15 protein-coding genes are annotated in these 13998 nt (G+C 62.0%); all 15 read right to left on the reverse strand.

What is annotated here, in order from left to right; genetic code table 11:
• Window positions 1–109: 109 nt before the first annotated feature.
• Entirely contained in the window at window positions 110–430 is a 321-nt protein-coding gene (locus KBB96_RS13345) for a DUF3820 family protein (protein WP_226373541.1), read from the reverse strand.
• Between the two features lie 115 nt (window positions 431–545).
• Complete coding sequence (locus KBB96_RS13350; protein WP_211629943.1) at window positions 546–1373, reverse strand: cytochrome c oxidase subunit II; 828 nt, start codon at window positions 1371–1373, stop codon at window positions 546–548.
• 39 nt (window positions 1374–1412) lie between these two features.
• The gene (locus KBB96_RS13355) at window positions 1413–1622 is read right to left on the reverse strand and encodes a hypothetical protein (RefSeq protein WP_211629944.1); all 210 of its coding nucleotides are present in this window, start codon (window positions 1620–1622) and stop codon (window positions 1413–1415) included.
• Window positions 1623–1654: 32 nt separating this feature from the next.
• Window positions 1655–1855, reverse strand: coding sequence for a hypothetical protein (locus KBB96_RS13360; protein ID WP_211629945.1), 201 nt, complete (start codon window positions 1853–1855; stop codon window positions 1655–1657).
• A 46-nt stretch (window positions 1856–1901) separates the two neighbouring features.
• The gene (locus tag KBB96_RS13365) at window positions 1902–2267 is read right to left on the reverse strand and encodes a cytochrome C oxidase subunit IV family protein (RefSeq protein ID WP_211629946.1); all 366 of its coding nucleotides are present in this window, start codon (window positions 2265–2267) and stop codon (window positions 1902–1904) included.
• Between the two features lie 44 nt (window positions 2268–2311).
• Complete coding sequence (locus tag KBB96_RS13370; RefSeq protein ID WP_211629947.1) at window positions 2312–3967, reverse strand: cytochrome c oxidase subunit 3; 1656 nt, start codon at window positions 3965–3967, stop codon at window positions 2312–2314.
• Between the two features lie 39 nt (window positions 3968–4006).
• On the reverse strand, window positions 4007–5902 hold the full coding sequence (locus KBB96_RS13375) for a cytochrome c oxidase subunit I (protein WP_211629948.1): 1896 nt from the start codon (window positions 5900–5902) through the stop codon (window positions 4007–4009).
• A gap of 27 nt (window positions 5903–5929) precedes the next feature.
• Window positions 5930–6700 (reverse strand): c-type cytochrome, encoded by a 771-nt coding sequence (locus tag KBB96_RS13380; protein ID WP_211629949.1) that lies wholly within the window; start codon window positions 6698–6700, stop codon window positions 5930–5932.
• A gap of 36 nt (window positions 6701–6736) precedes the next feature.
• The gene (locus KBB96_RS13385; protein ID WP_211629950.1) at window positions 6737–7444 is read right to left on the reverse strand and encodes a cbb3-type cytochrome c oxidase subunit II; all 708 of its coding nucleotides are present in this window, start codon (window positions 7442–7444) and stop codon (window positions 6737–6739) included.
• A gap of 48 nt (window positions 7445–7492) precedes the next feature.
• On the reverse strand, window positions 7493–8992 hold the full coding sequence (locus KBB96_RS13390; RefSeq protein ID WP_211629951.1) for a cbb3-type cytochrome c oxidase subunit I: 1500 nt from the start codon (window positions 8990–8992) through the stop codon (window positions 7493–7495).
• Window positions 8993–9029: 37 nt separating this feature from the next.
• A complete protein-coding gene (locus KBB96_RS13395; RefSeq protein WP_211629952.1) occupies window positions 9030–9812 on the reverse strand; it encodes a c-type cytochrome in 783 nt (260 codons plus the stop codon).
• A gap of 33 nt (window positions 9813–9845) precedes the next feature.
• Complete coding sequence (locus tag KBB96_RS13400; protein ID WP_211629953.1) at window positions 9846–11171, reverse strand: hypothetical protein; 1326 nt, start codon at window positions 11169–11171, stop codon at window positions 9846–9848.
• 24 nt (window positions 11172–11195) lie between these two features.
• Window positions 11196–11882 carry a c-type cytochrome gene (locus tag KBB96_RS13405; RefSeq protein WP_211629954.1) on the reverse strand — a complete coding sequence of 229 codons (687 nt, stop codon included), beginning with the start codon at window positions 11880–11882 and terminating at the stop codon, window positions 11196–11198.
• Between the two features lie 22 nt (window positions 11883–11904).
• The gene (locus KBB96_RS13410; protein ID WP_211629955.1) at window positions 11905–12462 is read right to left on the reverse strand and encodes a DUF3341 domain-containing protein; all 558 of its coding nucleotides are present in this window, start codon (window positions 12460–12462) and stop codon (window positions 11905–11907) included.
• A gap of 29 nt (window positions 12463–12491) precedes the next feature.
• Complete coding sequence (nrfD, locus tag KBB96_RS13415) at window positions 12492–13973, reverse strand: NrfD/PsrC family molybdoenzyme membrane anchor subunit (RefSeq protein ID WP_211629956.1); 1482 nt, start codon at window positions 13971–13973, stop codon at window positions 12492–12494.
• Window positions 13974–13998 lie beyond the last annotated feature (25 nt).

Consider the following 13998-nt stretch of genomic DNA (forward strand, 5'->3'; position numbering starts at 1 on the left):
GGCTGTGACGCCCGGAGGTCGCTGCGCGACGCACCGGCTACTTTCTTCGACCTCTTCGAGGTCGAAGATCCAGAACGACCAGACCTATAGGAAGGTATTCTACCGAAGCCTACTCGAAGTCGAAGCTCTTGCGGCGCTGGGGGCGCAGGCGGTGACGGCCGCCGTTCATGGAACGGAGCGGATCGAACAGCTTGTCCATGCCGGTTTCCTTCACCTCATAGACGATGGCCATCAACTCGCCGAGCCGTCCCTTTGGAAAGCCGCGCTCCTTGAACCACGCGAGATACTCCGGCGGCAGATCCATGACCGGCACTCCGGCAGGCGGATAGTCCTTGGGGCCGAACTTGCCATAGGGCATGCGCGCCTTGCCGATCTCCGCCAGAAGCCGGCGAAAATCCTCATGGTCGATGTCGGTCAGGTTCACATCCATGCGCTGGGTTCACTCAACCACGAAAATCCAGATCGGTCACGGACCGGATGCTCCGGACACGAAAAAGCCCGCGGGCGATCGCTCACCCGCGGGCTTGGGAAAGGAAAGAGTCCGCTTACTTGTGCTCCTTGGGAGCCTCAGCTGCCTTGGGGGCTTCGGCGGCCTTGGCGGCGGCAGCCTGATTGGCCTTGAGAGAGGATGCACTCTGCTCCTGGAACCACTTGTCGAAGGCCTTCTGCGGAACCACTTCCATGGTGCCGACCATGTTGCCGTGACCTTCACCGCAAAGCTGGCCGCAGACCACGAAGGTTTCGAGTTCCTTCACCGGGGTGAACCACATCGGGATCTCCTTGCCCGGGATGGCGTCCTGCTGGATGCGCATCGGGATCATCGAATAGTTGTGGATCACGTCCTTGCTGGTGACGTTCAGCACCGCCGGGTAGTTCACCGGCAGCTTGAGGATCGGGCTGGTGAAATCGTCGAGCGCGTTCGGATCGTTGTGATCGATGCCGAGCTCGTTCGAGCTGGAGATGAGGTGCGGATCGATCCGGCCGAATTTGCCATCGGCACCGGCGTAGTGGTAGGTCCAGCCGAACTGCCAGCCCACGACGCGGACACGCAGCGGGTTTTGTTCCTGCACCAGCTTCCAGGAGTCCACGCGGTCCGCCCAGAGCGGGAACGCGAAGCCGAGGAGCAGCACCGCCTCGATGATCACCACGCCCACCTCGATGTGGGAGGAGATGTGGTTGCGGACACCCTCGTAGGAGGCTTTGCCATTGCCGGTGCGGCGGTGCCAGAAGCGGAACAGGCAGAAGAGGAAGAAGATCGTCCAGCCCATGAACAGCGCGAACATGAACCAGTGGACCACGTCGATGAGGTGGTCAACCTGGCCGCCGTGGGCGGAGAAGCATTCGGGGATGCCGAGGAATTTGGAAGGACTCATGCTGAGAGGGAAATCGGAGTGCGGTTTGGGAAGAGGGAATCAGTCGTCGTCCCGGTTATAGGGGACATCGTCACGCAAGCTCGGGTCGAGCCCGGCGGCCTCGCGGCGGACCAAGCGGGCCATCACCGCGACCACTCCGCCAAGCACCACGAGGATGACGACCAACAGGAAGAAGATCGACCATCCGGCGGCATCGCCACCACCTTGGGCCATATTGACCTGGCAGGTTGCACACGCGATGAGTGACATGGCAGCGGGAGTAAGGGGTTCGGGAGATGGGTTCAGAGGACGAGCTTCTTCGCCTTGCGATAAAAACAGACGCCGTAGATCGGCATGCCGATCAGACCGAGCACCCCCACCACGCCCAAGGCGGTCACCAGCGACGTGCGGTCGTGGGCGAACAGGAGCCCCCAGGCGGCAATGAAACCGAACAGCAGGGTGCAGACGGTGACGAAGACGATGTGGAAGGCTCGGAGGGACATGGTGATGGATTCTAGGGCCGGACGGCCGGTTTCGAAACAGGGAAAATCACTCGGCCTGTCCTTCGTAGCCGGGCTTGGCGCCGGGGAAGAACTTGTCGTGGATGGGGCTGAAATACGCGAGGGCGGTCAGACCGGCCAGCGAGGCGGCGGTGATGAAGCTGCCGAAGAAGATCCAATAGACGGCCTTCTTCTCATGATTGAGGTGCATGAAGATGGCGGCAACCAGCGTGGCTTTCACCGAGGCGATGGCGAAACCGATCAGGCAGTCGTCACGGTCGAAGCCGTGCTTGCCGAAATCGAGGAACTCCTGGGTGGCCACCAGGTAGGTCAGAACGGTGCCAATGAACAGGACGCCACCGACAAGCAGGTAGGTCTTGGTCTTCTTTTTGATGTCTTCGGGAGAATCAGCCATGGGATTCCGGAGTCAGAAATTTGCAGGAAAGGAACTGGAGCACCTTACATGAGGTAAAGCAGCGGGAAGAGGAAGATCCAGACAAGGTCGACGAAGTGCCAGAACAGGCCGCCGACTTCCACCCGGTTGGCGAGCCACTCGGGATTGCTGAGATACATCTTCTTTCCGAAGAACAGGTAGTAGGCCAGCACCAGCGCGCCACCGATGACGTGGAGGCCGTGGAGACCGGTCATCGTGAAGTAGATGGCGTAGTAGGTGCTCCAAGCGGGTGCGAACTTCGAGGAGAAGGCGACCTGCTCGCGGGGAACCTCAAGGTGCGGGAAGGTGTGTTTTTCCTCGCGGGCCTCGTAGTCCGGCCCCTTGATCTGCTCGGCGAAGCTCGGCATGCTCTCACGCTCGGTGCGAGGCTTGCCCTCGGCCTTCGCGGCGAAGTCCTTCCACTCGATACGGTAGCGTTCGGTGAAGGTCGGCTCACGCTTCGGATTGCCGTTCTTGTCGAGGCCGTACTTTTCGGTGAGATATTTCTGAAGCTCGGCGATCTGGCCCTTGTGCCATTCCCAGGCGTCCTTGATCTCGTGGCTGTTCGCCAGGATCCAGGATTTCTCGACGGCAACGGCGGGATCAATGCCCTTCTCTTTCGCCTTGAGGGCGAGGTAGCGGAAGTCGATGGCGTCCACGTAGTGGAACTTCATCGGGCTTTCAAGAAGCTTGCCTTCGACCACGGTATCGTCGCGCAGGCGGCTCTGGGTCGGGCCTTCCTTCACGTCGCGCGGCTTGAACTCCAGCTTGACGGCGGGCTCGACCTTGAACGCGAGGCTCGGCACTTCGGTGGCCAGCTTGCCTTCCAGTTTGACCGGATCGATGGCGACCTTGTCGGAAATCTCCCAGTCCGCCTTGTGGGGATACTGGGTGTGGGCTTCATCCCACGCATCGCGGAGCACCTGGGTGCGGACCTTGCCGTTGTGGGCTCGGGCTTCCTTGTGGAGCTCGGCGGCTTCCGCAAGAATCTCCACCGTGAGCGGCGTGCCAGCGGCGAACACCTTGCCGCCCTTTTCGATCTTGCCGTTCTTCTCGATGTCCAGCTTGACCTCGGAGGCCAGTGTGACCTTCGCGTTCTTGGACGAGGCTTCCTTGAGAATCTCCTCGACCCAGTCCTTGTGGTAGCGGAGCGAGCTGAAGGTCAGGCTGGTGGCGTCCACGAAGATGCGGTCTTCCTCGATCTTGTTGCCGTGGTGGTCGAGAGCGTAGTCCTCTTCCTTGATCTTGCCGTGCGGATCGACGCCTTCCTTGAGCTCGCTGCCGAGGTGGCCTTCCACGACCGCGCCGTCCGTCATGCGGAGCGCCTGGTGGTGGAACTTCACGTTGTACTCGATGCCCTTGAGCACCATGAACACGCACGCGCAGAGAATGGTGAAGCCCATGTAGGCCTGGAAGCGGCCCCACTGGCGGAGCTTCAGCGAGGCCCAGGCGAACACCACCGTCACGGAGGAGGCGATGAGCACGAAGGTATTCACCAGACCCGGGATGACGGGAAGGGCGCGCTCCGGCCACGGATAGTCCGCGCCGATGCGCAGGAAAACGTAGGCGGAGAAGAAGCCGCCGAACAACATGACTTCGGACGCGAGGAACAGCCAGATGGCGATCTTCGAGTTGATAAGGCCCGTGTCCTTGCGGGGAGTGACGACGTATGGGATTTCCATTTCGCGTGAAACGTGGGAAGTGGGATGACGGGCGGTGGATCAGTGATGGGCCGGGGTGCTCTTGGCCGGCGCGGTTTCCGTTTCCGGGCGCTTCGGCTCGGTCCACTGCGGGAGGTAGTCCTCATCGTGATCCGGACGGCTGTACTCATACGGGCCGCGGTAGATCGCCGGTTCGAACTCGAAGTTGCCATGTCCCGGAGGAGTCGGGGTCGCCCACTCGAGGGTGGTGGCGTGCCATGGGTTGTCGCTCTCGACCTTGCGGCCGAAGAACTTCGCGCCGAAGAGGTTGAGGAGGAAGGGAACCTGGGCGATGGCCAGAATCCATGCACCGTAGGACATGAGGATGTTCAGGTCGATGTGCTGGACAACGGTCTTGCCGAAAACGTTGGTAAGCTCCTTGGTGCGGTCGAGGTAGGCGTCACCACCGTTGTACCAGCGGCGGTGGAAGCCAGCCATGCCCTGCACGAGCATCGGGAAGAAGATGACGTTCATGCACACCAGGCTGGGCCAGAAGTGCAGGTGCGAAAGCGTGCGGCTCATGTAGCGGCCGGTGATCTTCGGATACCAGTGATACACACCGGCGAAGAGGCCGAAGAGAATGCCGGGAGCCACCACGTAGTGGAAGTGGCCGATCACGTAGTAGGTGTCGTGCAGGTGCAGGTCGGCCAGGTTGAAGGCCAGCGGCAGACCGGTCAGACCACCGATACCGAACATCGGCAGGAAGGCGCAGGCCCACATCATGGCAGGCTGGAAGCGGATCGAACCACCCCACAGCGAGATGATCATGGCGGTGAGAAGAATCACCGACGGCACCGAGATCAAAACCGTGGTGGTCTGGAACCAGGTGGACACCGCGGCACCCATGCCGGTGAGATACATGTGGTGGGCCCACACGACGAAGGACAGGAAGCCGAGGACGAGCACGCCGTAAACCATCGACTTGTAGCCCCACAGCGGCTTGCGGGTATAGACCGGGATGATTTCTGCGACGCAGGCGATGGCGGGAAGCAGGAGCACGTACACCTCCGGGTGACCGAGGAACCAGAAGAGGTGCTGGAACAGCAGCGGCGAACCGCCACCGGAGAGCTCGGCGAGGCCTTCGGTCTTGGTGTAGAGACCGGTGGGCATGAAGAAGGACGAGTGGGCCACACGGTCCATGAGCTGCATGATGCCGGCGGCTTCAAGCGGCGGGAAGGCCAGCAGGAGCAGGAAGCCCGTGACGAGCATCGCCCATACGAAGAACGGCAGACGCATCCAGGTCATGCCGCGGGCGCGCAGGTTGATGATGGTGGTGATGAAGTTCACCGACCCAAGCAGCGAGGAAGAGATGAGCAGCACGAGGCCGACCAGCCACTGGGTCTGGCCCGCGAGCCACTGGTTGACGATCTGGCCGTCCGCGAAACCGGCAAGCGGCGAGTAGTTCGTCCAACCGGACTTGGCGGCACCGGACTCCATGAAGAAGGAGGCGCACATCACCAGACCACCAAGCAGGTAGAGCCAGTAGGAGGCCATGTTCAGCTTCGGGAACGCCATGTCCGGCGCGCCGATCTGGAGCGGGGTGACGTAGTTGCCGAAAGCACCGAAGCCGAGCGGCACGATGCCGAGGAACACCATGATGGTGCCGTGCATGGCGCCGAACATGTTGTAGGTCTCACCGGTGATCTTGCCATCCTGGAGCCAGCGGCCCTTCCAGGTGTCATTGAACAGGAAGCCCATCCACTCCGGCAGCGGGCGGTGCGGGTAGGCGATGCTCCAGCGCATCATCATCATCAGGTAGAACCCGAAGGCGAGGAACGCCATCGCGGTCAGACCGTACTGGAGACCGATCATCTTGTGGTCGGTCGAGAAGACGTATTTGCTGAAGAAGCCCGGATTGTGGTGGTGGTCGTCGTGACCGTGGTGGGCGTGATCTTCGGTGTGTGCGTGAGCGCTCATGCGTGATGGCAAAGGTACGGGGTTTCCTTACTTGGCCGCGGCCGGAAGAAGGGTGGCTGGATCAACCAGGGTGTTGGCGTCGGCTTTTTCGCCGGGGAGGTCCTTGTCGTGCTCGGCCTTGAGTTCGTCGGCATCGGTCTGCTGACCGGCCTTGGCACGCTTGGCGGAAATATCCATCGCCGCCTTGGCCATCTCGGGGGTGACGACGTCGCCCACGGAGTTGCCCTTGTCGTTGCGGAGGAAGGTGAGGATGCCGGCGAGATCTTCCGGAGTCATGCCACCGCCCTGCGCAGGCATGCCTGCGGCGCTGTACACCTTGCCGGTACTGGTCGGGCCATGGAGACCATTGAGGATGATCATCGCGAAGCGTTCGGTATGGCCGGTCACCCAGGTGGAACCGGAGAGCGACGGGTAGTTGGCACCGTCACCACGGGCGTCTGCACCGTGGCAGCCGTTGCATTTGGCGGAGTAGATCTTCGAGCCCTTCGCGGACAGCGCCTTGACGAGCGGCACCGGCGGAAGTTTGTCGTCACCACCACCCGGTTCCGGAGCACGGACGTAGCCCTCGCGGAAGGTGTGGTCGTAGGCGAACAGCTTGCCGCTGTTGTTCAGGACGGCCCCGGCGGCGAGGCCGACGAGCACGAGGATGAAGATGAACCAAGGCGCGATCGGGTGGTTGCCGTTCTCGCCGAGCTTGTTCTCGCGGGCGGCCGCAGCGATCTGGCGGGCGATGCGACCGTGCGTCTCGGTCACATTGATCGATTCCTCGAGATCGGGCTTCTGATTGGGATCGGACATGTCGGAAATAGGCTGGGAGGGATGAGCGGCCGGCGGTTACTTCTTCTCGCCCTTCTTCGGCGAGAAGTTCATGGAAGCGGGGACGACATCGTCCTTCTTGAGGGACAGCAGGTAGGAGACGAGCTCCTTGGCTGCGGAAGTCGGGACGATTTCCTCACCTTCCTTGGAAGCCGGGAACGGCAGCGCCTCATTGGACGGGGCACCCTGCACCTTGCGCTCTTCAAAGAGGTAGCGGAAGGACGGGCAGGCGGACTGGCGGCGATCCACGGCGGCGCGCGGATTGTAAAGGTGGGCATAGAGCCAGGCGGCCGGGTCGGAGCCCTTGGCGTAGTTGGTTTCCACGCGGCGGCCGAGGTTCGAAAGATCCGGACCGAAGCGGGTCACGCCGATCTGGGCGAACTTCTCGTATTGGAAATCGAAGGCGTTGGTTTCACGGCGGGTGTCGACCCCTTCGCCATTGTCCTTCAGACCACCCCAATCGGCGCGGTAAAGGTCATTGCCAGCGTAGGTCGGACGGACGACCTGGGTGTGGCAGAGGTAGCAACCGTTCTCGGCATAAACCGCCGCGCCATTGGCCACGCGTCCGGAACGCTTCGGGAAGTAGTTGCCCTCCTTGGTGTCGAGGCCCTCCTTGAAGGTGACCGGCTGGAGGTCACGCATCTTGAAGAACGGGACGACAACCACGAACAGCCAGGCAATGCCGAAGCTGGCGGAAAGGCCGAGGACGAATGAGCGGAAGGTCATGGAAGATGGGGAATTTCGAACTTCGAGGTCGGGAATCCGAAACGGAAATCAGTGGGCGGCGGAGGCGTGGCCGGGGCCGGCGTTGTCGATATCACCCTCGGGACCGTGCGGGCTGCCGTGATGGCCGTCGAGAAGCAGGGTCGGGTGCGAGGAGCGGCGGCCGAGGCGGAGCCACATCAGCGTGAGGTGCAGGAAGAACCAGATGTTCGAGAGCAGGATCCCGATCCACGCGAACGTCATGAAAATGGCGTACGGGAAAGCGCGCTCGGCGACGAACTGCCAGTTGCTGCGGAATTCCTCCTGGCCGACACCCTGCATCAGGCCGCCAAAGAGGGCGACGAGCACCACGATCGCAAGACCGTAGGAGGAGAACAGGAAGTGCCACTTGATGAGGCGGCGGGACAACCACTCGCGGCGGGTGATGCGCGGAACAATGAAGTAGATCGCACCGAACATCACCATGCTGAAGAAGCCGTAGATGCCGAGAAGATCGAAGCCATAGCCGGAAAGGGTGAACTGGCTGAGCGGCAGCGTGGAGTTCAGGTTGAGGATCACGCAGGCGACACCGAACGTCGCGAGGCCGATCAGGCCGCCGAGGGTGAAGCGGAGAGTCGGGCTGTGGACGACGGTTTCACCGGAGCGGGCGGCGGTGGAGATCAGGTTGAAGGCGTTCGCGAAGGACGGGATCGCGCAGAGGATGGTGGCGGCCGCACCGAGATACGGCAGGAAGTAGGGAAGCGGAGCGCCCGCGAGCTTCTGCATGCCAGCCCAAGGTGCGATGATCGCGAGCGACCAGAAGCCGATCTTGGCGAGCGTGTAGCTCATGACCGGGCGGCCGGTGACCTTCGGGATCAGGTAGTAGGCGGCACCGGTGCCGACCGGCACGAAGAAGAGAAGCAGCAGCGCGGAGCGGTACCAGGCATTGACGCCAGCAGCCATCACCGGATGACCCGGCATGCAGTGCAGGATCACATTCGCGGTGAGGAAAACCCACGGGAACCAGACCATGGCGGCGAGCACGTACCACTGGGAGACATAGGTGTGGCCCTCCGGGCGCACCTTGAACTGGACCAGCGACCACACGCAGATGGCGGTGTAGGTGATGAAGAGCACCGGCCAGGCAAAGGCGGGGAATTCCATCCACGGCATGCCGGTACCGAACCCGGCGAGGATGCCGACGGTGCCGCAAAGCACGGTGAAGTTCCAAACGTGACCGGCGGTCAGGATGAGCCCGGCGGCACGGCACTGCTGACGGGAAAGGCGCGACATCAGCCAGATGATCGTGCCGAAGGCGGCCTGGGCACCCCAACCGTAGATCAGTGTATTGATGTGGGACGGGAAGACACGACCGTAGGTGAGCCAACCGGCGCAGCTGAGGAAGCCGGGGCTGTGGATCTTGATCGAGGAAATCAGGCCGAGCAGGATCGAAACAGCCAGCCAGGCGGCGGCGCTGGTGAAGAAGAACATCACCGGATGGCGCAGCGAGCGGTCGATCGAGGCGCGCAAGATCGCGTCCTTGTCCGGGGTGTTGGTAGTGTCTTGGGACATCGCGGGAAAATTGGGCGGAGTTCTCGGCGGGAAAACGTCAGGGCTTGATCAGGTCGGCTTCCGTGAGCATCGGCTTGCCGACTTCACTGCGGAGGGCCTTCACCTGCTCGGGAGAGACGGCGGAGCCCTTGTTGCCAAAGCTGTTGCGAACGTAGGTCAGCACGTGGGCGATCTGCTCATCGGTCTGAAGATTCTGGGGAGTCATCATCGGGATGGTGCTGAACAACTCGCCCTTCACATGGATCGGACCGGTAAGACCCCGGAGCTGGATGCGGATCAGGTTCGAACGCGGACCGGTGATCCACTCGGAACCGGCGTGTGCCGGACCGGCGGGAGTGCCTTCGCCATTCTGGCCGTGGCAAGCCGCGCAGAGGATATACTGGGCCTTGCCGGCCTCCATGACTGCGGGATCGATCGGGTCGCCGTCCTTCGGATCCATCTTGTCGACTACCGCAGGGTCGACGACTGTGAGCAGTGCAGCCTGATCTGCCTCGGTCTTGGAGCCCGGAACGACCGTCTTGGTCGCGGCGGCTTTCGTGGAAGCGAGCTGCTTGCCAACGAGGTCGAAGACATCGTGCGGCGGAACCTGGACCTTCTTGCCGGCTTCGATCTCCTTGTAGCCAACGGCGGAGTCCTGGGTGGCGAAGACCTTGGCCTTGGTTTCGTAGCGCTTCGCGGCGGCGGAGTCCTCAAGGGAAACCGGATCCTCGCGGCTGAAGAGGTAGATCACGGCCAGACCCACCACGAAGAGCAGGAAGGTGCCGATGCCCCAGACGAAAGCCGAGAACCGGGCGAGTGGATTGTCGCGGGTAGAAGACATGTGCGGAGTAAGCTGGAAATTCCGTTCGCGGGATCAGTTCGAGATGTTCGCGGACTCGAGGATGCGCGGGTCGCGGTGCGGATAGAGGGCGTGCTGCCCCATGGCGCGCAGATAGAAGAACAGGAAACCGGCGCCAACGGTGACGAAGGCGATGATGTCACCGACGAAGGCACCCGGGATGGTCGGCTGGATCTTGCCGAAGACGGTCGGCTCGATGTTGCCGAGCGAGATGCCACGCTCCGGGATGGTGATGAGGTAGTGGTCGAGCACGTGCATCACCAGCGTGTAGATGGAGATCCAGGCGAGGATGTTCCAATTACGCTTCCAGCGGGACTGGAGGAGGGCGACGAACGGAATCACGAAGTGGCCGAAGACGAGGCAGATCATGCCGGTGTTCCAGCCGCCGGTGTTGCGGATGAGGAAGTACTTCGTTTCTTCCGTCACGTTCGCGTACCAGATGAGGAAGTACTGGGAGAAGGAGACGTAGGCCCAGAAGATGGTGAAGGCGAACAGCAGCTTGCCCTTCACGTGGAAGTGTTCCTCGGAGACGACGTTCTTGAGGTAGCCGTTGTTCTTCAACCAAACGGCGGTGAGGATGATCACGGCCATCGAGTTGAGCGCGGAGCCGGCGAAGAGATAGACGCCCCACATGGTGGAGAACCACGTGTAGTCCTGCCCCATCAGCCAGTCGAAGCCGGCGAAGGTGATGGTGATGGCGAAGATGATGAAGGTGTAGGTGGAGTGGAAGCGGGCCTTGAACAGGCGCCAGGTGCCGGGGGCATCGTCCTTGTCCTGGTCGGTGGACAGCTTGCGCATGCCGATGATGACCGCGCCGAGACCGACGAAGTAGAAGAAGAAGCGGCCGTACCAGAACGGGATGTTCATGTAGAAGTACTTGTTGGCCAGCAGATGGTTCGTGTGGTGCAGCGCTTCCTCACGGGAAGGCCCGACGGCAGCACGATGCTCGTTCATCCACTCGAACAAGTAGTGCTGCACCTGCGGAAGCGCGAGCGGCGCGGCAAAAATGAGCATCCACGGCAGGGTGGAACCAAGGTTCTCGAAGATGCGGCGGACCGAGGTGCCCCAGCCGGAGTTGGTCACGTTGTGGAGCAGGGTCCAGAAGCAACCGCCGATGGAAAGGGTGAAGAAAAAGAAGACCGCGAAGACCCAGGAGTAGGAGTAGATACCGGCGATCTTTTGGAAGCTCGGGTTGTTCCCCATGAGGAAGACGACATAGCTGGCCAGCGTGCCGAGAGCCATGATGGCGAGGCAGATGGTCTTGAGCTTCGAGACCTTCGCGGGATCGAGGTGCTCGCCGTTGACGGGGATGTCGGCGGAAGTGACGTGGTGGTCGGACATTTCAGTCGGAGGAAGATCGTTGCGTTACTTCACCTGACCCGCTGCTTTGGCGGCATCGAAAGCGGATTTGACGGACTCGTAAGGAACTTCCTTGGCGGTCTGGAGGGCGCGGATGTAGGCGACGATGGCCCAGCGATCACGTACGGAGATGTTGTAGCCGTATCCGCTCATGTTGCCCTTGCCCTTGGTGATGACCTCGAAAAGGCGGCCATCCGGATAGGTGTCGGACTTGAGGATGTGGAGGTTGGCGATGCCGGGAATGCCGTATTGGCCCGCGACACCCTGGCCGTCACCGGACTTGCCGTGGCAGGGCATGCAGTAGATCTGGAAGCGCTCCTCGCCACGGCGGAGGAAGGCGGCCGCATTGGCATCGGTCAGGGCGAGTTCCTCGGGCATGCCTGCACCGTAGAAGTCATCGAAGTGACCGGTGTAGTAGTAGCCGGTCTGGCCGCCGAATTCCGGCTCGGCGATGCCGCCGATTTCCTTCGCGCCTTCTTCGTTGAAGCCGCGCGGCTGGGTGCCGGTCACGGGCTTGCGGGCACCCTGGCCATCGGCGAAGAACGGATCGGGCTTCTGGGCACGGAGCTTGTCCTGCTCCTTCATGTCCGGGAAGATGCGGACCGGCGGGCTGGAGAACTTCTGACCGCGGAATCCGAAGATCCCGACGACGAGAAGCGCGATGATCGCGTAGGCTAGGAAGAAGTAGCGCATGCTGGGAAAGAGCTAAAAAGGTTCAGGATTCCTCTTCCTCGACGAGTTCGATGCTGGCACCGCCGATGTTTTCGAGGAACGAGCGGGTGCCTTCCGGGCTGAACTTGGCGTCGCGCGCCTCGACGGCGATGAAGAAGCCATCGTCGGTGGCGCGATGGAACTGGCGGCTGGCGAAGAGCGGGTGATTGAGGCGCGGCAGCTTCATGAGCGCCAGCAGGCCGAACAGCACAGTGAAGCCCGAGAACAGGATCGTGAGCTCGAACATGATCGGGAAGAACGCCGGCACCGTGAAGATGTTGGCGGGCTTCGCCTGCACCACGGTCGGATAGATCACGACCTGGGTGGAATAGGCCAGGGTGAAGGCGGTGCAGGTGCCGGTGATGCCGCCGAAGAACACGAACCAAGGAAGGATCGAGCGCTTCATGCCCATCGCCTTGTCGAGGCCGTGGATCGGATACGGGGAATAGCAATCCCATTTCCGGAAGCCGGCGTCGCGCACCTTTTCCGCGGCCTTGTACAGGGCGGAGGCGCTCTTGAACTCGGCGAGGTAGCCGTAGACGCGTTTGCGGGTCGTGCTCACGTTTTGCTAAGGAAGGTCGGGATTCGCGTTCAGGCCTTGTGGGCGGATTTCAGCTCGTGCTGGTAGGCGGCTTCACGCTTCACGCCATGGTCGGGATGGTCGTGGTGGTCGTCGAAGTGCGGGTCGGACTCGAGCAGGGTCCACTTCACTTCCGCGATGTTGATGCAGGGCAGGAAGCGGAGGAACAGCAGGAAGAGGGCGAGGAACATGCCGATCGTGCCGAGGAAGAGCATGATCTCCACCGGGCTGGCGGTGTAGTAACCCCAGTCGGCCGGCAGGAACATGCGGGCCAGGGTGGTGCAGATGATCACGAAGCGCTCGAACCACATGCCCACGTTCACGCACATGCAGACGCCCATGACGACCCAGAGGTTCTCGCGGCACCACTTGAACCAGAAGATCTGCGGCGAGAGCACGTTGCAGGACATCATCGCCACATAGGCCCACCAGAAGGGACCGGTCAGGCGGTATTTGAACGCCGCGGCCTCATACATCGCGCCGGAGTAGAAGGCGACGAAGAGCTCCATCAGGTAGGCGTAACCGACGATGGTGCCGGTCATCAGGATGATCTTCGCCATGTTGTCGATGTGCTTCATGGTGATCATGTCCTGGAGGCCGTAGATGTAGCGGGCCGGGATCATGATGGTGAGCACCATCGCGAAGCCACCGAAGATGGCGCCCGCGACGAAGTAGGGCGGGAAGATCGTGGTGTGCCAGCCGGGGACGACAGAGGTGGCGAAGTCGAAGGACACGACGGAGTGAACGGAAAGCACGAGCGGAGTGGAGAGGGCGGCCAGCAGGAGGTAGGCCATTTCGTAATGGCTCCACTGGCGGTTGCCACCGCGCCAGCCGAGGGAGAAGATCCCGTAGAGGAGCTTGCGGAGGCCCGGCTTGCACCGGTCACGGATGGTGGCGAGGTCCGGCACCATGCCGAGGTACCAGAAGATCAGGGAGATCGTGAAGTAGGTCGAAACGGCGAACACGTCCCACAGCAGCGGCGACTTGAAGTTCTGCCAGACCGCGTTGGCGTTCGGCACCGGTGCCAGGAACCACGCGAACCACACGCGGCCGACGTGGAAGGCCGGGAAGATACCGGCGCAACACACGGCGAAGATCGTCATGGCCTCCGCCGCGCGGTTGATCGACGTTCGCCAGTTCTGGCGCGTCAGGAAAAGAATGGCCGAAATCAGCGTGCCAGCGTGGCCAATACCGATCCAGAACACGAAGTTGGTGATGTCCCAACCCCAGAACACCGTGTTGGTCATGCCCCACACGCCGACACCGGTCGAAACCAGGATCGAGAGGCCGCCGACGACGCCGATGAGGGCGATGAGCGCGGACGGAATGAACAGCAACCACCAGATGGCGGGCTGCTTGTTCTCAACGACGCTGCAGATCCGGTCGGTGATCCAGTGGTAGGATCGGCCGTTCAGGATGAGCTTCTCGCGCTCGAGCACCGGGATTTTCGGTCCCTGACGGGTCTCCGGGGCGTGGGTGGTGGCGTGGGCCATGGTTTAAGTCGTGGAAGTGGGAGAT

Source organism: Luteolibacter ambystomatis, assembly GCF_018137965.1.
Lineage (GTDB): Bacteria > Verrucomicrobiota > Verrucomicrobiia > Verrucomicrobiales > Akkermansiaceae > Luteolibacter > Luteolibacter ambystomatis.